The 25213-nt window shown below is 47.1% G+C and carries 16 protein-coding genes, 1 pseudogene and 1 CRISPR repeat array; of the genes and pseudogenes, 9 read left to right on the top strand and 8 right to left on the bottom strand.

What is annotated here, in order from left to right; genetic code table 11:
- Nucleotides 1-211 precede the first annotated feature (211 nt).
- Nucleotides 212-1186: an aldo/keto reductase gene (locus tag AM231_RS01365; RefSeq protein ID WP_054400975.1), complete on the top strand. Its 975-nt coding sequence runs from the start codon at nucleotides 212-214 to the stop codon at nucleotides 1184-1186.
- A gap of 277 nt (nucleotides 1187-1463) precedes the next feature.
- Here AM231_RS01365 and AM231_RS01360 read toward each other — a convergent pair.
- Together AM231_RS01360 and AM231_RS01355 are read right to left on the bottom strand one after the other, a co-directional pair.
- Nucleotides 1464-1667, bottom strand: a pseudogene (locus tag AM231_RS01360) (KGG domain-containing protein); the annotation flags it as partial.
- A gap of 208 nt (nucleotides 1668-1875) precedes the next feature.
- Entirely contained in the window at nucleotides 1876-2625 is a 750-nt protein-coding gene (locus tag AM231_RS01355) for a MerR family transcriptional regulator (protein ID WP_054400973.1), read from the bottom strand.
- Between the two features lie 187 nt (nucleotides 2626-2812).
- Here AM231_RS01355 and AM231_RS01350 point away from each other — a divergent pair, with 187 nt between their 5' ends.
- Entirely contained in the window at nucleotides 2813-3769 is a 957-nt protein-coding gene (locus tag AM231_RS01350) for an LCP family protein (protein ID WP_054403508.1), read from the top strand.
- 52 nt (nucleotides 3770-3821) lie between these two features.
- On the opposite strand, the gene AM231_RS01345 is transcribed toward AM231_RS01350, so the two are convergent.
- On the bottom strand, nucleotides 3822-4601 hold the full coding sequence (locus AM231_RS01345; protein WP_054400972.1) for a helix-turn-helix transcriptional regulator: 780 nt from the start codon (nucleotides 4599-4601) through the stop codon (nucleotides 3822-3824).
- 153 nt (nucleotides 4602-4754) lie between these two features.
- Between AM231_RS01345 and pyk the strand changes: the two genes are divergently transcribed.
- Both pyk and AM231_RS01335 read left to right on the top strand, forming a co-directional pair.
- Nucleotides 4755-6170 carry a pyruvate kinase gene (pyk, locus tag AM231_RS01340; protein ID WP_054400971.1) on the top strand — a complete coding sequence of 472 codons (1416 nt, stop codon included), beginning with the start codon at nucleotides 4755-4757 and terminating at the stop codon, nucleotides 6168-6170.
- A 156-nt stretch (nucleotides 6171-6326) separates the two neighbouring features.
- The gene (locus AM231_RS01335; protein ID WP_054403507.1) at nucleotides 6327-7547 is read left to right on the top strand and encodes an L-dopachrome tautomerase-related protein; all 1221 of its coding nucleotides are present in this window, start codon (nucleotides 6327-6329) and stop codon (nucleotides 7545-7547) included.
- An 83-nt stretch (nucleotides 7548-7630) separates the two neighbouring features.
- On the opposite strand, the gene AM231_RS01330 is transcribed toward AM231_RS01335, so the two are convergent.
- Nucleotides 7631-8368 carry a FadR/GntR family transcriptional regulator gene (locus AM231_RS01330; RefSeq protein WP_054400970.1) on the bottom strand — a complete coding sequence of 246 codons (738 nt, stop codon included), beginning with the start codon at nucleotides 8366-8368 and terminating at the stop codon, nucleotides 7631-7633.
- A gap of 109 nt (nucleotides 8369-8477) precedes the next feature.
- On the opposite strand from AM231_RS01330, the gene AM231_RS01325 reads away from it, so the two are divergent.
- The 3 genes from AM231_RS01325 to AM231_RS01315 all read left to right on the top strand — a co-directional run bounded on the left by AM231_RS01325 (nucleotide 8478) and on the right by AM231_RS01315 (nucleotide 13949).
- Entirely contained in the window at nucleotides 8478-9893 is a 1416-nt protein-coding gene (locus AM231_RS01325; protein WP_054400969.1) for an FAD-linked oxidase C-terminal domain-containing protein, read from the top strand.
- On the top strand, nucleotides 9886-11250 hold the full coding sequence (locus AM231_RS01320) for a (Fe-S)-binding protein (protein ID WP_054400968.1): 1365 nt from the start codon (nucleotides 9886-9888) through the stop codon (nucleotides 11248-11250). Before AM231_RS01325 ends, AM231_RS01320 begins: the two co-directional genes overlap by 8 nt.
- A gap of 596 nt (nucleotides 11251-11846) precedes the next feature.
- Nucleotides 11847-13949, top strand: a complete 2103-nt coding sequence (locus tag AM231_RS01315; protein WP_341271597.1) for a helix-turn-helix domain-containing protein — start codon at nucleotides 11847-11849, stop codon at nucleotides 13947-13949.
- 62 nt (nucleotides 13950-14011) lie between these two features.
- On the opposite strand, the gene AM231_RS01310 is transcribed toward AM231_RS01315, so the two are convergent.
- From AM231_RS01310 to AM231_RS01300, 3 genes are all read right to left on the bottom strand, one after another.
- Nucleotides 14012-15031 carry a glycoside hydrolase family 130 protein gene (locus tag AM231_RS01310; RefSeq protein ID WP_054400967.1) on the bottom strand — a complete coding sequence of 340 codons (1020 nt, stop codon included), beginning with the start codon at nucleotides 15029-15031 and terminating at the stop codon, nucleotides 14012-14014.
- Between the two features lie 61 nt (nucleotides 15032-15092).
- The gene (locus AM231_RS01305; protein WP_053489684.1) at nucleotides 15093-16007 is read right to left on the bottom strand and encodes a carbohydrate ABC transporter permease; all 915 of its coding nucleotides are present in this window, start codon (nucleotides 16005-16007) and stop codon (nucleotides 15093-15095) included.
- 24 nt (nucleotides 16008-16031) lie between these two features.
- On the bottom strand, nucleotides 16032-16958 hold the full coding sequence (locus tag AM231_RS01300; RefSeq protein WP_242615041.1) for an ABC transporter permease: 927 nt from the start codon (nucleotides 16956-16958) through the stop codon (nucleotides 16032-16034).
- Between the two features lie 333 nt (nucleotides 16959-17291).
- Between AM231_RS01300 and AM231_RS01295 the strand changes: the two genes are divergently transcribed.
- Both AM231_RS01295 and AM231_RS01290 read left to right on the top strand, forming a co-directional pair.
- Nucleotides 17292-20045 carry an alpha-mannosidase gene (locus AM231_RS01295; protein WP_054400965.1) on the top strand — a complete coding sequence of 918 codons (2754 nt, stop codon included), beginning with the start codon at nucleotides 17292-17294 and terminating at the stop codon, nucleotides 20043-20045.
- A 27-nt stretch (nucleotides 20046-20072) separates the two neighbouring features.
- Entirely contained in the window at nucleotides 20073-21353 is a 1281-nt protein-coding gene (locus AM231_RS01290; RefSeq protein ID WP_054400964.1) for a glycoside hydrolase family 125 protein, read from the top strand.
- A 167-nt stretch (nucleotides 21354-21520) separates the two neighbouring features.
- On the opposite strand, the gene AM231_RS01285 is transcribed toward AM231_RS01290, so the two are convergent.
- A complete protein-coding gene (locus AM231_RS01285; protein WP_054400963.1) occupies nucleotides 21521-23137 on the bottom strand; it encodes an extracellular solute-binding protein in 1617 nt (538 codons plus the stop codon).
- 797 nt (nucleotides 23138-23934) lie between these two features.
- Nucleotides 23935-25163: direct repeats of the CRISPR family, unit length 32 nt; unit sequence ATTTCAATCCACGCACCCATAAAGGGTGCGAC.
- Nucleotides 25164-25213: the final 50 nt, after the last annotated feature.

Here is a 25213-nt window from a genome sequence, read left to right as displayed (position 1 = left end):
TTATGTAGTAACACCATGATTAATCCGAATCTTTTTTCCTATGACTATATTACCATCAATTGTTATGGAAGTTAATCTATATTTTAGATATTGTCGAAAAATAATGTAGAATCTTACATTCCTTTCATTTAAAACATGGATTCTTCATTTGAATCGGCTCCGAGATCATGTCTATACTATAGTAAATCTGCACATAAAGGAGTCGATCAAGATGAACTACCGCCGTCTTGGTAACAGCGGACTCAAAGTCTCCCAGCTGGGGCTGGGCACGAATGCTTTTGGCAAAAGAGCCGATCAAGCCACATCCGCCCGCATCCTGGACCATGCACTGGATCATGGCATCAATTTCATTGATACGGCCAACATATACACAGGCTCGGAATCGGAGCGCATCATTGGAGAAGCGCTGGCCGCCAAACGTCATCAGGTCGTCTTGGCTACAAAAGCCGGGCTTGTACAGGGACAGGGCCCCAATGAGCGTGGTTCCTCCCGTTATCATCTGCAGCAGGAGCTGGAGAACAGCCTCAAACGACTAAAAACTGATTATGTAGACCTGTATCAAATCCATACATTTGATCCAGATACTCCACTAGAGGAAACCTTGCGCACGCTGGACGATATGGTATCGTCAGGCAAGGTCCGGTATATTGGTGCCTCCAACTATGCTGCTTGGGAAATTATGAAGGCGCTTGGGATCAGCGAGCTGAGAGGGTATGCCCACTATGTCTCCACACAGACGAGTTATTCCCTGGCTGATCGTACGCCGGAGCTTGAGCTTGTCCCTCTCTGTCTTGACCAAGGTGTTGGCGTCATCCCGTATTTCCCGCTGGCCGGCGGTATTCTCACCGGGAAATACAGTGAGGGAAACCGTACGCCTTCCGGCTCGCGTGCGGATACAGACCCGAACTTTAATCGCTTCCTGGAAGATCATAATCTGAGGCTTGGACAGCAAGTCAGTCAGTTGGCAGCAGAACACGGTCATTCTCCAAGTGCTCTATCCCTAGCCTGGCTGATGAATCGCCCTGCTGTCTCAACCGTTATTGTCGGCGCCACAAAGACCGAACAGCTGGATGATAACCTGAAGAGCTTAGACATTGTCCTTGATGAGACATTGGGTTCCCACCTGGATGAAATCAGCGGCGATTTTGTGCATGCGAAACCTTTCGCAACTTATCGACTGGGATAATCAGTGTCGCTACTGAACATAAGGCGTGAGACCATCTCGTTCACTGCAGCCTCCGCCCAGCAGTATGACATATCCCCTTGACCATGACTTGGAGGTCGTTTAAAGAGGCATACGAAATATGCGGTAAAAGTACAGAGAGCCTCCTTCTCCAAAAAACACGCAAAAAAGATGGCCTCCGAGCAAAGTCGGAGGCCATCTTCATGCTATTCGTTAATGAAACATGTCCGCAATCCTTGTTGCTAGAGCCCGGCTGTTCACAGCCGATCATGTTTCATTATTTATTGTTTTGATTACCACGAGATTCTCCGCCTTTACGGCCAATCTCTTCGTAGAATTCCTTATCATGAGACTTCGATGTTGACTCGCCGCCCTTGCGGCCGATTTCTTGGTAAAACTCCTTGTCGTGATTCTTGGCTGTCGTTTCGCCGCCTTTACGTCCTGCTTCTTCTCTGCTCATTTTGTGATCGTTGTTGTTAGCCATTGTTCATCACTCCTAAGTTGTTTTTTTTATTTATAGATTGCTATGCCTTGTATTTAACCGATCTGAGCAGATCTAAACATGACCTTTTTGGGCCTTCATTCTCTACATAAAACTCTGTACCAGGCCTGTAATAAACGCCAACACTACTCGTTTTTAATATACACCGGAAAGGATAAAAGCCGCGCCCCGCGCAGCTTCATCACCCTGTTTACGCTAGATTTGTATACGCTTCCGCAGCCGCTTGCAGATAATAGGCCAGCCCCGTCTGCTGCTCCTCCAGCATCCGAAGATGAAAATCATCATTTAGAAAAAACTTCGTTTGACCCGCAAAATCCGCCGCTGTAAAGGTGTGGCCCTGCTCATTCATAAACTGTAGATGCTCGCGGATTGTATCCCGAATACGCTCATCATCATGCCTGATTCCCGTCTTCAAAGCATTAGCCATACCCGCCATGAAAGCTGCCGCTTCCAGTGCCTGTTCGTTCATGCTTGGAACATCGACAGACTCATTCTCCAGCATATCCACATCATACTGCTCCTTCAGATGGTGATTATGCTCCGTTAAGGCTTCCTTCCACTCTTCTTCACTATCAAAACCTCTGAACATTTCTTTAGGTTCCATGCTAATGCCCTCCTCCGTACTAGTTAAGGATTGTCTTAAGGTTTGCAGAATCGTGCCCAGTCGATCTACTCGATCCATCAGCAGCTTCTCCTGTTTAAGCAGCATCTTCGACCGCTCAGGGGTTTCCTCCATCAGCATCTTGATTTGCTCCAACTGAAAATCGAGTTCCCTGTAAAACAGAATGTGCTGCAATCTCTTCAGCTCATTCGAACCGTACAAGCGATACCCCGCTTCGCTGATCTCGGCAGGCAGAAGCAAACCGATTTTATGATAATGATGCAGCGTCTTGATGGTCACCCCGGACAGCTCCGAAACCTCTTTCACCGTGTACAGCATATCGTTATTCCCTCCTTCGAATTCCAGTCTAGAGCCTCCTCTTGGAGGAGAGTCAACCCTGTTCATTTAACTGAATGATATGAAATGTTTTGAATCACTTTTTCGAGAAAATATGATTTTTATTCATTATTTTGCTAGAATAACCCAATATGCGATCTGAAGAAGAGAAAGGATGTTATCAGGAAAGATGAAAAAGAAATGGTTTAAATACACCATGCTCTTATTATCCCTTGGAGTTTTGGGTATTGTTTCGTACTACACTTACGCTATCATACAATTCTCAAACCAAATTTCGACCGCTTCGCATCCTGTGCAACCCAAGGAAACAACGGACGACGCGCAGGAGGAAGTCATTGTAGTTCCAAAGTGGGAGGGTAAGGAGCGTGTGAATATTCTCCTGATCGGGGGAGATTCCAGGGGAGACGATGCTGGCAGATCAGACACAATGCTGGTCGCGTCCATTGATCCTGTCACGAAAAAAGCTCATTTGTTCTCGATTCTGCGGGATACCTTTGTGGACATCCCCGGCCATGGCAAAGGACGGCTAAATTCGGCTTTTGCTTACGGAGGGATCGAGCTGACCAGACAGACTATCGGCGACTTGCTGGATTTGCCGATTCATAAATATATATATACTGATTTTGTCGGTTTCATCGCGCTTGTCGATTCTATCGGCGGAGTCGACATTGAGGTAGAGAAGGACATGTATTACACAAGCAAAGCTGATAAACATATGTACGACATCGATCTGAAGCAGGGACTTCAGCATCTGGACGGGGACATGGCACTCCAGTATGTCCGCTTTCGGCATGATGCGAAATCCGACTTTGCCCGTACGGAACGTCAGCGGATTCTCATGACAGAGGTTGCCAAGAAGATGCAAACCACAGGCTCTTTAATCAAGCTGCCCGTCATCCTGGAATCCATTTCGCCTTACATTGAAACTGATCTAAGCCCCAAAGAAATGCTGAAGCTGGCGGCGCTAGGATTCGATGTCAATTTGGATAAAATTGATCAACAGCAGCTTCCCCCGTTCTCCCTGCTGACGAATGAGACCGTTGGGCGAGCGCAGGTGCTCGGTGTAGACAAATCGAAACTGCAGCAGTACGTGAAACAGTTACTGGAGACGGAGAACGCTCCGTAATTCAGATAACAACTGCAAGAGGGCGCAAGCCCTCTTTTTACATAGGCATGCCTTATACTGTCCTTGGTCGCTCATGCAATAAATCCGAGGGGGCGCTGCCCGTGATTCGCTTGTAGACCCTGTAGAAATACGAGATATCCTGATAACCGAGAAACGTCGCGATCTCTTGTATCGTCAGCTGCGATTCCGTTAACAAATAGGCTGCTCGTTTCATTCTCTGGGCGTGTACGTATTGGCTGATGGTCTGCCCCGTTACACTTTTGAATAGTGCTGCTGCATAATTGGGTGTGATGCCAACAGCATCGCCCAGCTCCTCTTTTGTTATTTTCTCCCGGTAATGCCGATCGATATAGGACTTCATTCTCTCCACATGCAAATGCTTATCCGGTGCTATCCTGCCTCTGTCCAGCTCACGACTGATATATATCAAAACCTCCGTCAGCAATGCTTCAATCATCTTCACATAATAAGACGGTCGTTCTTGCCACTGCTGCTGCATGATCTTCAGCCGTTCCTGAATCAACTCATAACAGCCGGGTTTATGCTTCACCACTTCCTCTCTGTCTATCACGGATAAACCCGCCTCTGCCTCTTCGCTCCACTCGATAACAACTTGCGTGTGCGTTAAGGTGGGAATGCTTTTTCCATAATAGGAAACCCCGGCTGGTATCAGCAGTAATTCCCCCTTCTCCATAATTTGTTTATCTCCATTCACCCAATATACACATTTGCCGTACGTCACCAGACTTAAGCGCCATGCTTTCTTCTCAGCGCCTGCGGTTTCATACCAATCAACGCCACTGATTTGTTGTACCCCTGTTAGCGTGGCCATAAAATCACCTCATAAACGTACTATAATCCATCTATTGTACTATAGTTCATACCATGAATCGACAAGACAGGCTACAATGTGATCATTAGGATAGTCTGAATGAACCAGAATGCTGCACAATACGAATGAGTGTGAATCCGAGGAGGTACGACGATGCTTAAAACAAAAATCATCTGTACAATGGGGCCAGCGTGTGATTCTATCGAGCTGTTGAAGAACATGATTCTGGAAGGAATGACGGTTGCCCGCTTGAATATGGCACACGGCGAGCTGGAGGATCATGTTACCCGTATCCGGAATATTCGCCAGGCTGCGTCCGAATTGAACACCTATGTGCCCATCATGATGGACATTAAAGGGCCCGAGGTACGGATCGGCAAGCTAAAAGAGGACTCCTGCCTTCTGCTGCCGGATCAGGAGCTGATCTTGACTACAGAGGAGATCTTAGGCGATGCACAGCGCATATCGGTCAATTATGCCGAGCTCAACCAAGTCGTGAAGCCGGGAGACCGCATTTTAATCGACGATGGCCTCGTAGACCTGAATGTTCTCCGTATCGACGGAAACGATATATATTGCAAAATTATAAGCGGCGGCGTGCTCAAACCACGCAAGGGCGTCAACCTGCCGGGAATTAAAACGACGCTGCCTGGGGTCACCGAGCGCGACCTGATGCATATTGGCTTCGGTCTGGAGAATGACGTTGAGATGATTGCCGCTTCTTTTGTGCGTCATGGCGATCATATTCGCGAGATTCGGAGCATCTTGAAGGAACGCGGTGCTGAGCATGTACAAATCATCTCTAAGATAGAGAATGAAGAAGGCATGCACAACATCGATGACATCATTGAAGCATCCGATGGCATCATGGTTGCCCGGGGAGACCTCGGTGTTGAAGTGCCAATCGAGGAAGTACCGATGATGCAAAAAGAAATGATCGATAAGTGTAATCTGGCTGGTAAACCGGTTATCGTTGCAACACATATGCTTGAATCGATGCAGGTTAACCCCCGCCCAACCCGCTCTGAGGTGAGTGACGTAGCGAATGCTGTTATCCAGGGCGCAGACGTGGTTATGCTGTCCGGCGAATCGGCTGCTGGTAAGTATCCGGTGGAATCCGTTCGTACGATGGCCGCAGTTGCCCGCCGTGCTGAGACGATGATCGATTACAAGGATCAGTTCAATATCAAATCCAAACAGCAAGTAGCGGATATTACCGAAGTCATCAGCCAAGGGGCCGTAAGCTCCTCCCTCGTACTAAACGCCAAAGCCATCATTACGTCAACGGAGAGCGGTTTTACCGCACGAATGATTTCGAAATACAGACCGGAGGCTCCGATCATCGCGGTCACGCAGCATCCGGAAGTGCTGGCTAAAATCTGTTTACTGTCCGGAGTTATACCGGTTAAGGGTGATAAAGTCACAACGACGGATGAAATGTTCGAGTCCGCGACCCGTAATGCCATCAAAACAGGTTACATCGAGAAAGGCGACATGATTGTATTGTCCGCTGGTGTGCCGATCGGTCAGTCTGGTAACACCAATCTGATTAAGGTTATGCAAGTGTAATTGGTAGATATACGTTTTTGAAAAATGACCTCCGCACATAGTTCTTGTTCCATTCCGTCTCTCTGGGCATATAACTAACTCAGAGGAGCTCAGTCGCATGTTTGACAGGAGCTGACCCGCCGGATGAACCGAACATGTATCGGAGGTCATGTTTATATGGATATACCTTATCATTTCCTGGAGGGCCAAGCGCGGCAAGCCGCTCTCCTTCCGTTCAAACATAACGTCAGAACGCCCGCAAGCCCATACCAAATGTTGTTCCATTGGAACCGTCTGGATTGGAACTTCCCGCATCCTGCCATGAAGCAGCGGTTCGAGGAGCGTGAGGCCTGGAAGCACTGCATGCCCGCAGGCGTCAAAGTGGATCGGCAGGGCCGCTTCTATGTGTCAGTTCCGCGCTGGACTGAGGGTGTTCCGGCTACAATGAATACCATCGTCATAGTGAATGGTAAACCAGTACTGGATGCTTTTCCAAACTGGGAGTGGAACAGGCCGGGGGATGTGCGAGCACTCCAATCCGTCCTCGGTTATGAGATTGATGAACATAACCGGATGTGGATTCTGGATCAAGGAAAAATCGCTTATAACCCATCTCCCGAAGAGTCGCAAAAGCTAATCATTTGGGATTTGGACACCAACCGCCTGATCGATTCCATTATCATACCGGACGATATCGCCCCGCCCCGAACGTCGTTTCTAAACGACATCGTGGTGGATAACCGAAACGGCTATGCCTATATCACCGATTCAGGTTCAGGCTGGCCGGACCATACGCTGTATGGCGGAATCATTGTGTACCATATGCGCACAAGAACATTCCGGCGTGTCCTGGACAGCCATTACAGTACGCAGGACGTGCCCCGCTTCCGGTTTGAGATTGACATCGAACCGGTTTACCGCGACAAACCGATTCGTGTCGGAGCAGATGGTATTGCTCTCTCCCCAGATCGCGAAACGCTTTTCTACTGCCAGGTTACGGGACGCAATCTGTACGCCATCCATACGAGGCTGCTGCGGAATTTCAATATCCCCGATTCTGTCATCCGGGATTCCGTGCAGGTCCTGGGCAGCAAAGGAACAACAACTGATGGCATGCATGCCGACAATAAAGGCCATGTATTCTATACCATGCTCGAAGGCAAGGGCATCGGCTGCTACGATCCCTGCACACGCACATTCAACAAACTGCTGTCCGACGATCGGATGCTATGGGTAGACGGGGTGGCTTTTGATCAACGCGGCTCTATTATCTTCAACAACAATCGCCTGCACCGCATGTTCGAGGAGCCGCAAAATATCGATTGGGACGATCCTTACAATCTGATCATATGGCGAGCCTATATCGGACCGGATGTGAAGTCGTATTTATATGGATAATGGTGATATTAACAAAAGGGTTAAGCAGAAGGGGCGCATATGCCCACTGCCTAACCCTTTTTTAGTTTGATAGTCGCTAAGTCTCAATCTCTCCCGCTACCGCTTTCCTTCTCCAATGCCGCCCGAAGCACCTGCTCAACCTTGGTCAGATGGGCAGCGATTCCGGCGCCTGCTAATTCTTTATCCTGCTGCTCAATGGCTGCAAATATCGCTTGGTGCTCCTTTAATAACCGGGAAGCAGTGGATTGTTCCTTATAGAACCATAACTCCCGGCTTTTCTGTATGGATGCATTTAAACGGTCGGACAGTGACTCCATCATCTGAATGAGGAGCGAGTTGCCCGATGCAGCCGCTATAGCCATATGAAAAGCGACATCTGCACGTTCGCCTTCCGCGGTATCGTTTACATTCAGCCCATGCTCCATGAGCGAGAGGGCATCTCGCATACGTTCCAGATCCTGCTCCGTTCGGCGTTCAGCCGCCAGGGATGCTGCACCCGATTCCAACACCTTGCGGACTTCAAGCAGTTCAACCAGAGATTCTGCTCCCTGAAACAGCAAGTCTGCTCCGCTTCGGGGCTCACTTGGAAGCACGGACTTCACGTAGGTACCGCCTCCTTGGCGTACATCAACCCATCCCATGGCCTTAAGGGCACTTACCGCCTCGCGGATCGTGGATCTTCCTACGCCGTATGCAGCAGCTAATTCGACAACGGAAGGCAGTTTCTGGCCTGGCTCCAGATGTCCTTCCCGGATTTGCTGAAGAAGATGCTCCCCCACGATTTCGTGCCCTTTCTGGTGCTCCACTTTGATCGTTCGCATGGTCCACTTGCCTCCTGCTTCTATTTTTGTACTATTCATTACTATAATCATGTCATATAATAAAACAAAAGTCATCAGATGACCTGATCAATTAGGAGGGATTTCGAATATGTTAGAACCGGCTCTCATCGCACAGCTTCGTGACATCGTAGGGGATACCCACTTTCGGGATGATCCAGAAGCACTTATCGCCCATTCCTATGACGGAACCCCTATGCTGCAAGCTAAGCCGGATGCTGTAGTCTACCCGGCTAACACCGAGCAGGTTTCCGCGATTATGAAGGCGTTATCCACGTACAAAGTGCCGCTGATATCCAGAGGGTCCGGCTCCAATTTATGCGGCGGTACCGTTCCGGTTGAAGGCGGGGTCGTCATGGTGATGCACCGGATGAATCAGATACTGGAGCTGGATATGGAAAATTTGACGGCTAGAGTCCAACCCGGTCTGATCACCGCTGATTTTATAAATCACATTGAGGCCTTGGGCCTCTTCTATCCCCCAGATCCGAGCAGCATGCGCATCTCCACAATCGGCGGCAATATCGCCGAATGCTCGGGCGGGCTGCGAGGTCTGAAATACGGCACAACCAAGGACTATGTACTCGGCCTGGAAGCCGTGCTGGCCAGCGGCGAGATCATTCGCACCGGCGGCAAGCTGATGAAAGACGTGGCCGGATATGATCTAACCAAGCTGCTGGTTGGGTCCGAAGGCACGCTGGCGGTCATCACCGAGGCAACCTTGAAGCTGATTCCCCCGCCGCAGAGCAAAATGACGATGCTCGCCATGTTTCGAGATCTATATGGAGCTGCACGTACCGTATCTGCAATCATCGAAGCGAAGATCATTCCGGCGACGCTTGAATTCATGGATAATCCGACGATTCGTGTCGTCGATGATTTTGCCAAACTCGGGCTTCCTCTGGACATGGAGGCCATCCTGCTGATCGAGCAGGACGGCGATCCGGAAACCGTGGAAAGGGATATCGAGTTAATTCGGCAAATCTGCATGCGCGAACAAGCAGATAGCGTACAAGTAGCAGCTACTCGCGAAGAAGCGGAGCGGCTGCTGACGGCAAGAAGAAGCGCCTTTACTGCGCTGGCCCGGCTTCGACCGACAACCATACTAGAAGATGCCACCGTTCCCCGCTCCAAAATTGCCGATATGGTGCTTCGCATCAACGAAATTGCGACCAAATACAATGTTACGATTGCTACCTTCGGCCATGCCGGAGACGGCAATCTGCATCCTACAGCAACAACCGATGCACGGGACCCGGAAGAAATCCACAGGGTGGAGCAAGCCTTCGAAGACATTTTTGCGGCAGCCCTGGAACTGGGCGGTACCATCACCGGCGAGCACGGGGTGGGCATCGTAAAGGCACCGTACCTTGAGTGGAAAGTCGGAGCCTCCGGCATTTCTCTCATGAAAGGAATCAAGGATGTATTCGATCCAGACCATATATTAAATCCGGGCAAGGTGTTTGCGAAGGAAACGCGGAAAAGGGTGGTGTTACAGCATGGCTAGCAAGGTGAATACAGGTAAGAAACCCCAGATCAATCACACAAATCCCTTGGCACACGCCTTACTGGAGAAGCTCGATTATGATCAACTAACCAACTGCATGCGCTGTGGCTTTTGCCTCCCGGCCTGCCCTACGTTCAGGGAAACCGGCGTAGAGCCGGAGTCTCCTCGCGGACGCATCGCCTTGATGAAGGCTGTGGCCGACGGGCTCATGGAGCCGGATGACATGTTCCGCGACCAGATGAATCATTGCCTCGGCTGCAGAGCCTGCGAGCCGGTATGTCCGGCAGATGTCAAATACGGTCAGTTGATCGAGCAGGCGAGAGACGCGCTTGAGGATCATCCGGTGCATTCGCTCCCTGTGAAGGGGATGCGCAAGCTCTTCTTCAAGGGTGTCTTCCCTCATCGCAGCCGTCTGAAGTCACTGGGCAGAACGATGAAATTTTATCAACAATCAGGGCTGCGGCGGGTGGCTAGAGGATCAGGGATGATGAAGCTTTTCCCCAAGCATCTGCAGGATATGGAGCGGATTTTACCCGATGCTACCGCTCAAGGCGTAATCGAACAGCTGGGAACCGTCTACCCTGCGAAGGGGACTCCGATTGCGCGTGTCGCTCTATTCAGGGGCTGCATCATGGATGTCATGTTCGCTGGCACGAACGTCAATACCGTCAAGCTGCTGGCTGAAGCGGGCTTCGAGGTTGTCATTCCTCCAGAGCAGGTCTGCTGCGGTGCTCTGCATGCCCATAGCGGGGAACTGGATCTCGCCAGAGATCTTGCGAGAATTAATGTGAGGGTATTCAAGGAGATGAACGTGGATTATATCGTATCCAATGCAGGCGGCTGCGGCGCCCTCTTGGTGGAATATGACCACCTGCTTCATGAGGATGAAGCTTGGAAGGAACAGTCCGCCTGGTTTGCAAGCCGTGTCGTGGATATCAGCAAGCTGCTGGTGGAACACGGCAGAATACCTGCCTTCAGAGATGGCGCGTCTTCATCATCCGAACCTGTTGTTGTGACCTACCAGGATTCATGCCATCTACGAAATGTCATGCGCAGCGGGACAGAACCCAGACAGCTCATAAGCCAGGTAGCCAATGTTACCTTCCAGGAGATGAAGGAAGCGGACCGCTGCTGCGGCTCGGCAGGTATATACAATGTGACCCAGCCGGAGATGGCCAGTCAGATTCTGGAACACAAGATGGAAAACGTGAACGCAACTGGAGCCAGGTACCTTCTGACCAGCAATCCGGGATGCCTGATGCAGATGAAGCTGGGCGTAGAAAAGCACGGCTGCGGCGAAGCCATGGAAGTGCAGCATTTGGTTGATTTTCTGTATGAACGATTGAATCATTCATGAGGTTGATTGGGTTAGGTTGTATAATAGTAGAAAGAACTTATCTACCGTTGTAAAAAAGAACCGGTCTCCCTGTACAGGGGGTCGGTTCTTTGCAGTTAAGCAGCTCAAACAACCTCCACTAAAACATTCTCAATGTATACCATATTTTGGATCAAAAATATAACAATAGCAACATTTTGGTGAAATATCACATTTATCAAAAATGCCATTCATAGAGCGGCAGTGTTGTATGCTTCATTTGAAGCCAAGACTAGCCTATCTGCCTACCTTTACAGGGAGATTAATTTAATAGATAATAGGTAAACGGTCATGTTACCTTATATCAATTAGGGTTGACACACTTTAGTGGAGGGAACATATTCGTGGCAAAGCTTACGTTCAAGACATCTTTTAGGTCCAAGGTCCGAATGTTCGGAAACCAATTCAAGTCGAAATTACTCCTCAAATATACTTTTTCCTACATCCTAATATTCCTCATTCCTTTAACCGTCGTCACAATGTTCATTTATGAAAACGCAGTCACGAGCCTGCGATCTGAAATCGAACAGTCCAATGTCAATCAGCTTAATCAAGTAAAAATGACAATTGATGACCGCATGAGCGAACTACAGGAAATCGCAAATAAAATAGCCTACGACCAACATCTCACGCCTTATATGGTTCGTAATCCGTACTATAGTCTTGAGGCGATCAATACTTTGGCCAGTTACAAGGCAAACAGCAGCATAATTGAGGATTTATTTTTATATTATCACGATGATAATATCATTTATTCTTACCGTGGATTAAGTGATCTGGACGTCGTATTCGGCGACATGTATCACTACGAGAATTGGAACAAAGAAGCTATATTCCGTGATCTGAATGAATCTACTCAGCCGATCATGCGCCCAGCTGAAAATGTAACCGTTAACTCTCGGAAGGAACCTCTGCTTACGTTTCTCGTTCCTATTAAACCTAATGACCCTTTTCCAACCGGGACTGTGGTGTATTTGATGAGTGAAGCCAAGCTGATGGGTGTCATGGACTCGATTCTTAGTGATTTCTCAGGCAGCAGCTACATTTTCAATCAAGATGGCGAGGTCCTTACCTCCAACAATCGTGGAGTAAGCTCGAACAAAGAAGTGCTTAGCACCTTATCCTCGCTCGAGCCGGGTATACATAGCATGGATCTGGATGGAGAGCAGCACTCTGTTGTTTCCGTCAAATCAACCTGGAATAACTGGACCTATGTAATCACGATGCCTAGCTATCAATTTTTCAGTAGAGTAGCCCATATCCAGACCCTTATTTTTATGGTGTTTTGTATTGCGGTATTAACAGGCATTGTCGCAGCTATGTTCTTAGCCAAACGACAATATCACCCGATCAGGGACTTAATTGAATTTACCAAGTTGAAAAGCACAGACATCGATACTTCCAAAACGCGTAACGAGTGGGATTGGATCAAACAGACCATTCATAATTACAGCACGACAATTGATACTCAGGAGCCTTTTGTCCGAAACCAATGTCTCTTACTCTTGTTCAGGCATGGTAAGCCTGATGACCCGGAAATTGAGCACATGATCGCGAATGCTGGACTTGAGTACCCTCATGGGCCAGGACAATACTTCTCCGTTAAATTAGCTTGGGATGAACCGCTGGAGGGTGACGAGTCCAGGAAAGTTCGCCATCACATGCAAGAGTTGCTTGGTGAGCTTGAACTCCCGGAGTTAAATACGTATGTCTACGGAGTGGAGTTCTCATCTACCGACCAGTTCGCGCTTATGGTCTCGATGCCGGCAGTGGATGACGCTTATATTCAGACGCAAATGGAGCAGATCATTGATACCATTCAAATGATGGTTACTGACAATTTTCAGATCATTCCATACATCGGCGTAGGAACCGTGTATCGTGATCTTGCCGGAATCAACCAGTCCTTCATAGAGGCAGCAACCGCAATGGAAAACCGTATGGTGGGATCCAGCGGTCGTGTCACCTACTTTGAGCATTTATCCGAGATCACCTTGTCAACGGCAGAAACATTCTGGATTCCAAAGAAATCCATCCTGAAGCTGGAACAGAGCCTAAAGCAAGGCAATGAATCCGTAGCGGATCAAATGATCTCGAGTATCATAGATACGATTAAAGATGAATCGCTACCGATATCCTTGCTTCGGTGTATAAGCTTTGATCTTCTGAACTCCCTGATCCGTACAGCGGCCGAGCTTGGAGTAAACGAAGTGTTTACGAACATCACAAGCTACTCCAACTTTGAAACCCTTGGAGAACTGGAGAGCAAATTGACCTCCATGACAGCACTTATCTGTCAGCAGGTGCAGCTTAACACGGAGACCGAACAGCCTTCATTAATAGATAACATTGTGGCCTATGTGGATCTCAAATATGCTGACTATACACTCAGCCTGGAGCATGTCGCCCTTAAATATTCCGTCTCTCTTTCGTATCTTAGCCGCAGCTTCAAAGAGAAAATGGGCTGTAATTTCTCTCAATACATTTGGCATAGACGAATGGAGGAAGTAATTCGGCTGCTTGTTAATACCGATGCTCCTCTTAAAGAAATCATTGAAAGTGTGGGGTATTTGGATGCCCCGAACTTTATCCGGAAGTTCAAGAAAGAAACAGGTTATACGCCTGGGCAATATCGCAAGCTGAAAGCCGCTGAGATCTCAGCTTCGCAAGAGAACGAATAAAAGCTTGAATCCTCGTCGCCTCGTGCGCGGGGATTCAAGCTTTTTTGGTTGCTTCGCTTTTATTATACTTGCGGTTCGTTCAGTATATATTCTACCAGCTCATCCAACGGAACGGTTGCAAGAGCAATCGCCGTATCCGTAACCCCGTAGTAGATGTATAGTAATCCATCCTTCACAACATTTCCTGTAGGGAATACGACATTCGGAATTTGATAACCGAATTTCTCATAATAGGTTTCTGGTTCCATGATGAAGTTTCTCGTCCTTGCGATAATCTTCTCTGGGTTCTCCAGATCTAATAACATGGCTCCAACCCGGTATACAATATCCTCGTCTACCCCATGGTATAACACCAGCCAACCCTTATCCGTTCTGATCGGCGGCGTTGATCCCCCAATCTTTCTCGATTCCCATGATAGATTCTCGGCCTTAGCCAATAGCTTCGGCTCCTCCCAATGGATCAAATCCTCTGAGTAAGTAATCCACATGGCAGCCTTCTCCGTACCATAGGCTTCCCCTATGTACTCCTCCGGACGACGCAGCAGCACAAATTTACCATTGATCTTCTCAGGGAACAAAATATTGTCCCGGTCATTGATATCAAGTGGAGTTGTATCGGCTACAAACTCCCAATCAATCAGGTTCGTGGATTTAAGGATAGAAGAACGAGTTAACCAATGACCCTCTTCTTCCCCCCACCCGTCTGGATACGTAGGGATCGAACGTTCCGGCACACCTGCTCCTGTAGGGTAATAGCTCATCGCACAAGGGCGCAATGCGTAGTTCATATAAAAGATGTCGTCTATTTTCACAATCCGCGGGTCCTGCACACTCCCGTATGGAAAGCCCAGCATATCCGGAGTCACAATGGGCTCATCCTTGACATGGGTAAAGTTGACCCCATCTTCACTCTCCAGCAAGCCCAGAAAATTCTTACATGGAGTAAGCGAGCCAGCGGTTCTTTCGATCATGTAAAATTTATCGTTATCTATAATGACAGCTGGATTAAATACCGTTACTTTACGCCACTCATAGCCTCCAGGGACTACGATCGGGTTATTGGGATGCCTTGTAATTTTCATGATGTGCCTCCTGATATTTTTTTCAAGAATACGCTAAGAACAAACTCAAATCTCAAAATCGTTAGCCCTTCACGGACCCAATCATAACGCCTTGTACAAAATAACGCTGCAAGAATGGGTACACGGCGATGATGGGCAGTGTCGAAACGATAATAACGGCATATTTGACTAGCGATGCAATTTCAGCCTTATCATTCATAGCTTTAGCAATATCTCCACTCACACCCGAGCCTGTTGTCTCTGTTGTCATTTCTTGAAGAACCAAGATTTGTCTCAGAACCATTTGCAGAGGATATTTCACTTCATCATTGAGATAAATTAAAGCCGGGAAATAACTGTTCCAGTGACTCACTCCATAGAATAAAGCCATAACGGCTATGATAGGCGAGGATAATGGTAACACAATACGCAGGAACAGCTTAATATTCGTACACCCGTCGATATAAGCAGCCTCTTGGAGCTCTTTTGGAATACTGGATTGAAAGAACGTTCTAGCGACGATAATGTTATACACGGATGCGGCCACAGGCAGGATGAGGGCTCCCATCGTGTTAATCAGCCCTAAATCTTTGACCACTAAATAAGTCGGAATGAGTCCGCCGTTAAAGAACATCGTCACCAGGAACATCCCCATAAAGAACTTACGTCCAACAAAATCCGATCGGCTAAGGGCATAAGCCGCCGGCAAGGTAATCACTAAGTTGAGCATCGTACCCAAAAAAGTATAGAGGATCGTATTCCCATAACCCGTCCAAATTTTTGGATTCTCAAATACCAGCTTATAACCATTCAATGTGAATCCCTTGGGGAACAACCACATTTTACCGGAGCTCACATAGGCGGGATCACTTATAGATGCACTAATAATATAGACGATCGGATAAAGAACGATAACAAAGGCTATTATCAAATAAATATAGTTTGCGATAAGAAATAGCTTATCCGTCTTGGATTCTTTAATTGCCTTCACAACCATATCGCGGTCCTCCTTCCTTTCCTCTTACCATAAACTTGTATCACTTGTGCGTTTGGCAATTCTATTCACCGTAATGAGCATAAGGGCATTAATAACCGAGTTGAACAAGCCAACAGCTGTGGAGAAGCTGTATTGTGCACTCACTAGACCCGTACGGTATACAAATGTTGAAATCACATCTGCCGAATCCATATTCAGTGGATTTTGCAACAAGAGAACCTTCTCGTAGCCTACTCCCAGAATATTGCCTACATTCAGTATCAATAGAATCGTAATGGTCGGGATGATCGTGGGCAGATTGATATACAGGACACGTTTAAATCGGCTCGCTCCGTCCATAATAGCTGCTTCATGCAGCTGAGGGTCCACACCTGATAGCGCTGCGAGATAAATAATCGTTCCCCATCCCGTACTTTGCCATACACCGGATAATACATACACGGTCTTGAACCAACGAGGATCCGTCAAAAAGGCTGGAGCCTCCATGCCCACGAGTTCAATCATTTTGACAATCATCCCTGTAGAAGGCGATAAGAATGTGATAATCATTCCTGACATAACAACGATGGAAATAAAATGTGGGGCATAGGTAATCGTTTGTACTGTCTTTTTGAAGGCACCGTTCCTCACTTCATTAAAAGCAAGTGCCAATAGAATAGGAAGCGGGAAGCCTATAGCAAGTTCGTAAAAACTGAGACTTAGCGTATTCCATAGTAAATCCCAGAAATAATAGGAATTAAAAAAACGCTCGAAATGTTCAAATCCTACCCATTCACTTCCCATGATCCCTTTCGTCGGAATGAAATTTTTGAACGCAATTTGAATTCCGTACATCGGCCCGTAATGAAATATAAGGAAGTATAAAAATGCCGGAGCAATAAATAGATACAACTCCCAATTTTTTGTGATTCTACCGGTCAGCGAATCGCCACGCAGTTTTCTTCTGTTCATCACAGTGGCTTTTCCATGGTCCTTCATATTCCTATATCCTCTCCTTTCTCTGTGTGCCTATCTTTCTAGCTGCTAACGCTTACAATCAAAATTGTAGTGAATAGGGCCTGCCACCGTAAATATGTAGAATCTGCATTGTCAGTCGGAAAGGCATCAACACCTTGTTATAAAAGGGCTTACATTATTTTGAGATGTAAATTCAGGCTGATGTCCTGAATGGTTGATGTGTAGTTTTTATCCCCCTGTTCCGGCGTGCAAATGATACATATTGAGATTTATATCAAGATGTGTGAACCTTCATACGAATGTCTTTGATCATAGGAGGTTTTTTATATGACCCGTACAACGGCTCACCTGATCTCCCATACGCATTGGGATCGGGAATGGTACATGCCCTACGAGCATCATCACTATCTGTTGGTAGAATTAATGAATAACCTGCTTGAAACCCTGGAACAAGATGACCGCTACCGGTACTTCCACCTGGATGGACAAACGATTATTATTGAAGACTATTTGCAAGTGCATCCTGAAAAAAGAGAGCAGCTTGAAAAGTACATTACCGAAGGACGCATTATCATCGGCCCTTGGTATGTACTTCAAGACGAATTTCTGACCAGTTCCGAAGCCAATGTCCGCAACCTGCTTATTGGACATCAGGACGCAGCTAAATATGGCGTGATCTCTAAACTGGGATATTTCCCGGATTCCTTCGGTAACATGGGTCAGGCACCTCAGCTGCTGCAGCAGGCTGATATTGATACCGCTGTGTTTGGACGCGGGGTAAAACCTACTGGGTTTGACAATGTGGTCATCGATCCGATCAGCTCCAGTTATGAGTCTCCTTATTCCGAGATGTTCTGGACTTCCCCCGATGGGTCAAAAGTGGTCGGGGTGCTGTTCGCTAACTGGTACAGTAACGGAAACGAGGTCCCTGTAGACCCCGAAGAGGCTAAAATCTTCTGGGACAAACGTCTGGCCGATGCCGGGAAATACGCCTCAACTTCAGAATTGCTGTTTATGAATGGCTGCGACCATCAACCTGTTCAACAAGATCTGGGGGATGCCATAGACACAGCTAAAGCATTGTTTCCTGAGGTTGATTTCGTTCATTCAAGCTTCGAAAACTATATGGAAGCCTTGAAGCAGCAGCTTCCCGCCGATTTGGTGACTGTAGAAGGCGAGCTGCGAAGCCAGCATACGGACGGCTGGGGGACATTGGTCAATACGGCTTCCGCACGCATATACCTGAAGCAGCTCAATCAGGTTGGTCAAACCTTGCTAGAAAAGGGAGCGGAGCCGATTGCTGCTCTTGCTCATCTTGTCAGTGGCAAGGCCTATCCGCATCAATTGCTAACCTATGCTTGGAAGACGCTGATGCAGAACCACCCTCATGACAGCATTTGCGGCTGCAGTGTAGATGAAGTCCACCGTGAAATGGTTGATCGTTTCGATAAGAGCAGACATATCACGGAAGCGATTATTGAGGAGAGCCTGCAGGCCGTTGCAGGACAAATCGACACTTCCGATGTGGAAGCCTGGGGAAAAGATAGCCTTCCTGTGACCATCTTCAACATGACCGGGTGGGATCGCAGTGGTACGGTGAGCGTAGAACTCATCGCCGCCAAATCCTACTTCAAGGAAGGTCCTAATCCTACGGCGATTGCTGAGCGTCTTGCAGAGCTCCCCATTCATTTGGAAGAAGGTTCTCTATTAGATGACAATGGCCGCATCATTGCTGCTAAGGCCGAGGATTTAGGTGTACAGTTCGGATATGAGCTTCCTAAAGATCAGTTCCGCAGACCTTATATGGCCCGTAAAATACGCCTGACCTTTGAAGCAGGACAAGTTCCGGCACTTGGTTTCAAAACTTTCGCCTGGGATCCGTCACCATCCAAGGCCGCAGAAGCTCCTCAAAGCTCCCTTGTTGCTCTGGACCAGGGCATGGCCAATGAGTTTATATCCGTACACATTCATGAGGACGGTTCCTATGATGTAACGGACAAACGCAGCCAGCAAACCTTTGAGGGACTAGGTCGGTATGAGGATTGCGGAGATATCGGTAATGAATATGTATTCAGGCAGCCGGATGGCGATATAGCGATCACCACCAAGGGTGTTCCTGCACGAATTACGCTTATCGAAAATGAGCCCTACCGAATTAGTTATGAAATTGTACATGAGTGGGAAATACCTGCTGCAGCCGATGCGTTATTCGAAGAGGAAAAGCGCAAAATGGTACCCTTCCGTAAACGTCAAGCCGCTCGTTCGAAAGAAACACTGCCGTTTAGAATTGTCACCATACTTAGCCTAGAGCAGTCCGGTAAAGGGGTTCAGGTATCTGCCTCATTTAACAATCAGGCCAAAGACCACAGGCTGCGTGTCCTATTTCCTACAGGATTGGAAGCAAAGACACACCATGCGGATTCGGTGTTCGAGGCAGCGGAGCGCGATATTATTCCGGCACCTGAGTGGATTAATCCGAGCAATGCTCAGCATCAGCATGCTTTTGTCAGTGTATCTGACGGCAAGTCGGGTTTTACCGTTGCCAATAAGGGTCTTAACGAGTATGAGGTGCTGCGCGACAGGCTTAATACGATAGCTGTTACCTTACTGCGCAGCGTATCTGAGCTTGGAGACTGGGGGGTGTTCCCTACACCGGAAGCACAATGTCTCGGCGATCACACAGTAGAGTTTGCCATATATCCGCATGCAGGAACCGTAGTTGAATCCATGACCTTTGCAGAGGCTTATCAGTATCAGTCTCCATGGTTCCACATCCAAACGCAGCCTAAGCAAGGAACCCTGCCTTCTACGTACCAAGTGGCAAAATGGAAGGGTCCTTCACTGGCTTTGTCAGCATTTAAACTCTCACTAGAGCATGAGGATGTGATCATTCGGTGGTACAATCTGGCACATCAATCCGAGGAACTCACACTGGAGCCTTCCTTCCCGGTGGAGAACATCTATTTAAGCGATATATTAGAACGCAGACACGGTCTTAAACAACTTGCTGAAGGTAAACTGCAATCCTCCGCCGGCAAAGCCCAAATCATCACGTATGCACTGCAACCATTAAATAAATGAATTGAATCATGAGGAGGATCACTTGATATGAATCTACCAGCTTCCATTTCAGAATTTCTGAGCCAATCCGATGAGCGACTCGCTCATCGTCCCAAGCTCCAAAAGTTGTTCAGAAACTGTTTCCCTAATACGCTCGAGACAACAACCAAACTGCTTGACGATGGCACGACCTTTGTATTCACCGGGGATATCCCGGCGATGTGGCTGCGCGATTCGGTCGAACAAGTACGGCATTACATTCCCTATGCCAAGGAAGATAAAGATTTGCAGCGTATTCTTGCCGGCCTAATTGCCCGTCAGATGTTCTACATCAACATCGACCCCTATACGAATGCTTTTAACGAAACGGCGAACGACAAGCATTACAGAGCCACGGACGATTGTAATATGAATCCTTGGATGTGGGAACGCAAATACGAAATAGATTCTCTTTGCTTCCCAGTCCAGCTTCTCTATTCCTACTGGAAAGAGACGGGACAACATGATGTCTTCACAGATTCTTGCTACCAAGCGTTAACTTCTATCGTTAATGTGCTGATTACGGAGCAGCATCATGAACAGAAATCGCCTTATCACTTTATCCGACAAACGGTTCAAGAAACCGAGACTTTGCAGAATAACGGGCGTGGTCTGCCTGTCAATTACACAGGGATGTCTTGGTCTGCCTTCCGTCCAAGCGATGACGCCAATCTATTCGGTTACAATATCCCTGGCAATATGTTTGCGGTTGTGATTCTCGGACATATCATCGAAATTGCTAAAGAAATCTACAATGATACTAGACTGGCTGAGCGTGCGGAGAAGCTTCGCAAGGAAATTGATTTCGGCATCCGTACCTATGGTATTGTTGACCACCCGAAATACGGCAAAATATATGCCTATGAAACGGATGGATACGGCAATTACTGCCTCATGGATGATGCAGGCACTCCAGGGCTGCTCACGATCCCTTATATCGGCTATGCCGGAGTAGATGACCCCATCTATCAAAATACACGCCGGTTTGCTCTTAGCTTTGATAACCCGTTCTACTTCGAAGGCAAGTTTGCCAAAGGTATCGGTAGTCCGCATACACCTGGAGGTTATGTGTGGCATATGGCACTATCCATGCAGGCGCTTACTTCCAACAATGATGAAGAGATCAAGGAACTGATTCAAACCTTGATCGACACGGATGCGGATACGGGTTATATGCATGAAGGCTTCCATCCTGACGATCCTTCAGACTTCTCACGGGAATGGTTTGCTTGGTCTAACAGTCTCTTTGCTACACTGATTTGCAAAGCTATGGATAAAGGGCTCGTATAGTCGAGCAGTTACTCATAAAATCATAAGCACGCTAACAACAGCAAGCCTCCGATGTATGGAGGCTTGCTGTTTGGCATTGTCAGATCCTACTCTTATTAGAGTACGCAAAAGAAGGGGCGTCCGCTAACCATTTACACGGCTGCGGACACCCCTTCTGTTCTAACAGATTAGCTGTTTTTCCAACGATCATATGCCGTTTGATATACTTCGGCCAAACGTTCTCCGCCCATTTTCTTAACGGTATCTACATATTTGTCCCAATTATCCAACGATTCCTGGCCTGTAACAAACTTGGCTTCCATTTGTGATACATAAGTACTCAAATCCGAGCGTAATGTCGTCACTTCTGTGGATTCCTCAGCAGTCAGGAACAGAGCCGGGAAAGGAACCTTCGCTCCACGATCAAGCAGCTTGGTTTGTGACTCCTTAGCAACCCATTCGTCAAACTCATTTTTTGAGGGCTCATCAGGCACTACCATTGGTGTTGCTACTCCATAGTTAGGGGTTAGCTTCGAACGATATTCTTCTCTGTCTTCTCCATCTGGAACAGGCAAATATTCAATTTTTGTTTTGCTATCATCGGTATACTTCCACAGTACTCCTTCAGGTCCTTTATTAAACAACATGGACCCTTCATCAGTATACATATAATCAACCCAGCGGATCGATGCTTCTGGTGACGGATTACTGTTGGAGATTGCAAACGCGCCTGTAGCAAAACCTTTATTTCTAGCGATAGACGGGGTATCAACCATATCACTCTTCACAGGACTAAACATTACATCCTCCGTGCTAGGTTCTCCCCCCAGAGCCATATAGGCATTCCACTCAGAGAACAGCAGCACTTGATTGTTCTTAATTTTCGCTTTCTTCTGATCATCGGTTTGTGAGAAGGATTCATGATCCAGAAGGTTCTCATCCCATAGTCTGTTCATGTAAGCTAGATAAGCCTTGTAGGGCTCTTCCATTGGTGTATAGTGTACTTTTTCCTGATCATCAACATAGATTTCCTCTTCATTTGCCCCAAAAGCTCCAAGGATCCAAGTACGAATATCTCTTAATTTATTTGTACCGTTAGATGAGGAAAGAGGAATTTCATCCTTAATACCGTTACCGTTAGGATCCTCGTCTCTGACACGTTTTAATAGCGTATACAATTCTTCTGTCGTTTCAGGAATTTCCTTCACATCAAGTGCTTTCAACAGCTTACTGTTATACCACATTGGATTTCTATACCACGGTTGGAACAACTCAATCCGAGGCAGAGAATAAATATGTCCATCCGGCGCGGTAATGGATTTACGAATATCCGGATGATCCTCTAGTACTTTTTTGATGTTAGGTGCATACTCATTAATCAAATCTTCAAGAGGAAGAAGGATACCTTGTCCTCCATAGTTCAATTCTTCAGCTTGAGTCAATTTAGCCCCGAAGAAAATATCAGGATAATCCCCACTTGCAAACACTAGGTTCTTCTTGGTGTCAAAGCTATCTCGCGGTGCATTTAAGTATTCGATCTTAATCCCTGTTAGCTTCTCCATCTCCTGCATAACAGGCATGTCCTTCCAATTTTGAATCCCCATATCGGGAGCCATGATAGAAAGAGTTAAAGGTTCATTAACAATGGGATATCCCTCTTTATTGATGGCAGCTGTATTCGTATTCTTCTCTGTTCCCCCGTCACCTTTGTTAGCAGCTGAACCGCAGCCACTGAGCAACGTAAGCGCCATTATTGCAGCTAATAATATCGCTATGCCCTTCTTTTGTTTTGTACGCACACCCATTTCCTCCTCTTGATGTTTCTCTATTATTGTAGGTTGATTTTATAATATACGAAGAGAATGGTACCTTCGAATATTACTTTTCCAACCGCGCTATTGCTAGCGCTTACAACAAAATTGTAGACAACATGAGGGCATAGCGTAAATATGTAAGTTTTGCATTGTCACAACAACGGCAGTAACCCTTTATCCATAAGGGCTTTGCCCGTTATCATGCGCTTATGAAGCGTACTTTTATTCTCGACAATATGTAATTTATGAAATCGCTTAATCCTGCAAAAAATACACATTTACATGACAATGGAGCAGTTGCCTCTTTTAGACCCTAGTTAATCGGCATGGGTGAAATACATACTGCATATGTTTTGTTTCACTCAACGTGGGTACTTGAGCCTAATCAAAGTCGTCGCCATAATAGAACGGAATGCCTCAATAGCTTGCTCTAAAAACCGATCTTTTTTCTTCTCGGTCCCTTCTTTTCCGTGCCTCAAATTGGATCTAGTTGGCATTGCTAACAAGGACACAAATTGATTGATGAGACACTGAAAGCCTCTCAGATTAATCGTTTTCTGAGCATGGATAGTTTCCCTTATGACAACGCAGACGCTGAAGCAACATCTTACAGATATGATAAATGAATGTATTTATCAGATCCCTTCCAAAGCCCATATCACCTGAGTTTGGTTTATGTGAATACAGAAATATAGCCTTTAACAAAGTTATCTGAATTTGTGTTGATAGTTCACGTATCCGTAAAAGGTGCGACGAGCATTCCCGGTTACGTGTGCAGCCACCGCTGGATTTCAATCCACACACCCGTAAAGGGTGCGACTATATTGCATGTGAGATCAGTTATACTCCACCAAAATTTCAATCCACGCACCCATAAAGGGTGCAACACGTCGGCCTCGCTGCGGGCTTCGGCATCTCCTGTATTTCAATCCACGCACCCGTAAAGGGTGCGACGATATCAAACCACAGCGCCCGGTTGCCGTTCGCGTAATTTCAATCCACGCATCCATAAAGGGTGCGACCTGGGCGATTTTATCTTTGGAAGCTCCGATCTTATCATTTCAATCCACGCACCCATAAAGGGTGCGACTAAAAACGTTCTGAGAACAGACCACTTCAAACATATTTCAATCCACGCACCTATAAAGGGTGCGACAGCGCTGCTTTCCCTATCATTTGTTTTCGAAATATTTTCAATCCACGCACCCATAAAGGGTGCGACGCTTTCTTGATTGTGATGCCTGCTGCGGCTTTACATTTCAATCCACGCACCCATAAAGGGTGCGACGTTGAGTTTATCGCTGGCGTCTTTACGGGAGACTGATTTCAATCCACGCACCCATAAAGGGTGCGACCATTATATATCATTTATCGACTACCATATATTACTTAATATTTCAATCCACGCACCCATAAAGGGTGCGACCGTTAAAGTCTTTTTGCCACGCGTTGACATCGAGATTTCAATCCACGCACCCATAAAGGGTGCGACTGCAGAGCAGTCACCAGTACTGCGGGACCTGGGAATTTCAATCCACGCACCCATAAAGGGTGCGACTCCGTTCACACGTCCGAGGATAATTGTGATGACATTTCAATCCACGCACCCATAAAGGGTGCGACGCGAAACCTACTCTGCTATCGCCATTCCATAATATTTCAATCCACGCACCCATAAAGGGTGCGACGGATATCTTCATGGATCAAGGCGTATGGCTGGAATTTCAATCCACGCACCCATAAAGGGTGCGACTATTGTGGCGTTGCTATCATCATCGTTAATTCAAATTTCAATCCACGCACCCATAAAGGGTGCGACGGTTAACGGCTCTCGGATCTGGCATGGCGATGAGATTTCAATCCACGCACCCATAAAGGGTGCGACGGGAAAAGCCATCTAGCAGCTTCGATACATCATATTTCAATCCACGCACCCATAAAGGGTGCGACGGGTGATGGAGTTGTTTCCAGATACACCATTTAAAATTTCAATCCACGCACCCATAAAGGGTGCGACTCCGCTCATAGGAACTAACCGATAAGCGAGTTCCATTTCACGCACCCATA

The sequence above is a fragment of the Paenibacillus solani genome, from assembly GCF_001277345.1.
Classification (GTDB): domain Bacteria; phylum Bacillota; class Bacilli; order Paenibacillales; family Paenibacillaceae; genus Paenibacillus_AQ; species Paenibacillus_AQ solani.
This window is presented reverse-complemented; position numbering and strand designations above follow the sequence as displayed.

Coding starts and splice junctions, on each gene's coding strand:
- AM231_RS01315 (WP_341271597.1), top strand. CDS start 11,847: ATGAGCGAACTACAGGAAATCGCAAATAAAATAGCCTACGACCAACAT.
- AM231_RS01295 (WP_054400965.1), top strand. CDS start 17,292: ATGACCCGTACAACGGCTCACCTGATCTCCCATACGCATTGGGATCGG.
- AM231_RS01325 (WP_054400969.1), top strand. CDS start 8,478: ATGTTAGAACCGGCTCTCATCGCACAGCTTCGTGACATCGTAGGGGAT.
- AM231_RS01335 (WP_054403507.1), top strand. CDS start 6,327: ATGGATATACCTTATCATTTCCTGGAGGGCCAAGCGCGGCAAGCCGCT.
- AM231_RS01345 (WP_054400972.1), bottom strand. CDS start 4,601: ATGGCCACGCTAACAGGGGTACAACAAATCAGTGGCGTTGATTGGTAT.
- AM231_RS01305 (WP_053489684.1), bottom strand. CDS start 16,007: ATGGTTGTGAAGGCAATTAAAGAATCCAAGACGGATAAGCTATTTCTT.
- AM231_RS01290 (WP_054400964.1), top strand. CDS start 20,073: ATGAATCTACCAGCTTCCATTTCAGAATTTCTGAGCCAATCCGATGAG.
- AM231_RS01365 (WP_054400975.1), top strand. CDS start 212: ATGAACTACCGCCGTCTTGGTAACAGCGGACTCAAAGTCTCCCAGCTG.
- AM231_RS01320 (WP_054400968.1), top strand. CDS start 9,886: ATGGCTAGCAAGGTGAATACAGGTAAGAAACCCCAGATCAATCACACA.
- AM231_RS01330 (WP_054400970.1), bottom strand. CDS start 8,368: ATGCGAACGATCAAAGTGGAGCACCAGAAAGGGCACGAAATCGTGGGG.
- AM231_RS01285 (WP_054400963.1), bottom strand. CDS start 23,137: ATGGGTGTGCGTACAAAACAAAAGAAGGGCATAGCGATATTATTAGCT.
- pyk (WP_054400971.1), top strand. CDS start 4,755: ATGCTTAAAACAAAAATCATCTGTACAATGGGGCCAGCGTGTGATTCT.
- AM231_RS01310 (WP_054400967.1), bottom strand. CDS start 15,031: ATGAAAATTACAAGGCATCCCAATAACCCGATCGTAGTCCCTGGAGGC.
- AM231_RS01350 (WP_054403508.1), top strand. CDS start 2,813: ATGAAAAAGAAATGGTTTAAATACACCATGCTCTTATTATCCCTTGGA.
- AM231_RS01300 (WP_242615041.1), bottom strand. CDS start 16,958: ATGAACAGAAGAAAACTGCGTGGCGATTCGCTGACCGGTAGAATCACA.
- AM231_RS01355 (WP_054400973.1), bottom strand. CDS start 2,625: ATGCTGTACACGGTGAAAGAGGTTTCGGAGCTGTCCGGGGTGACCATC.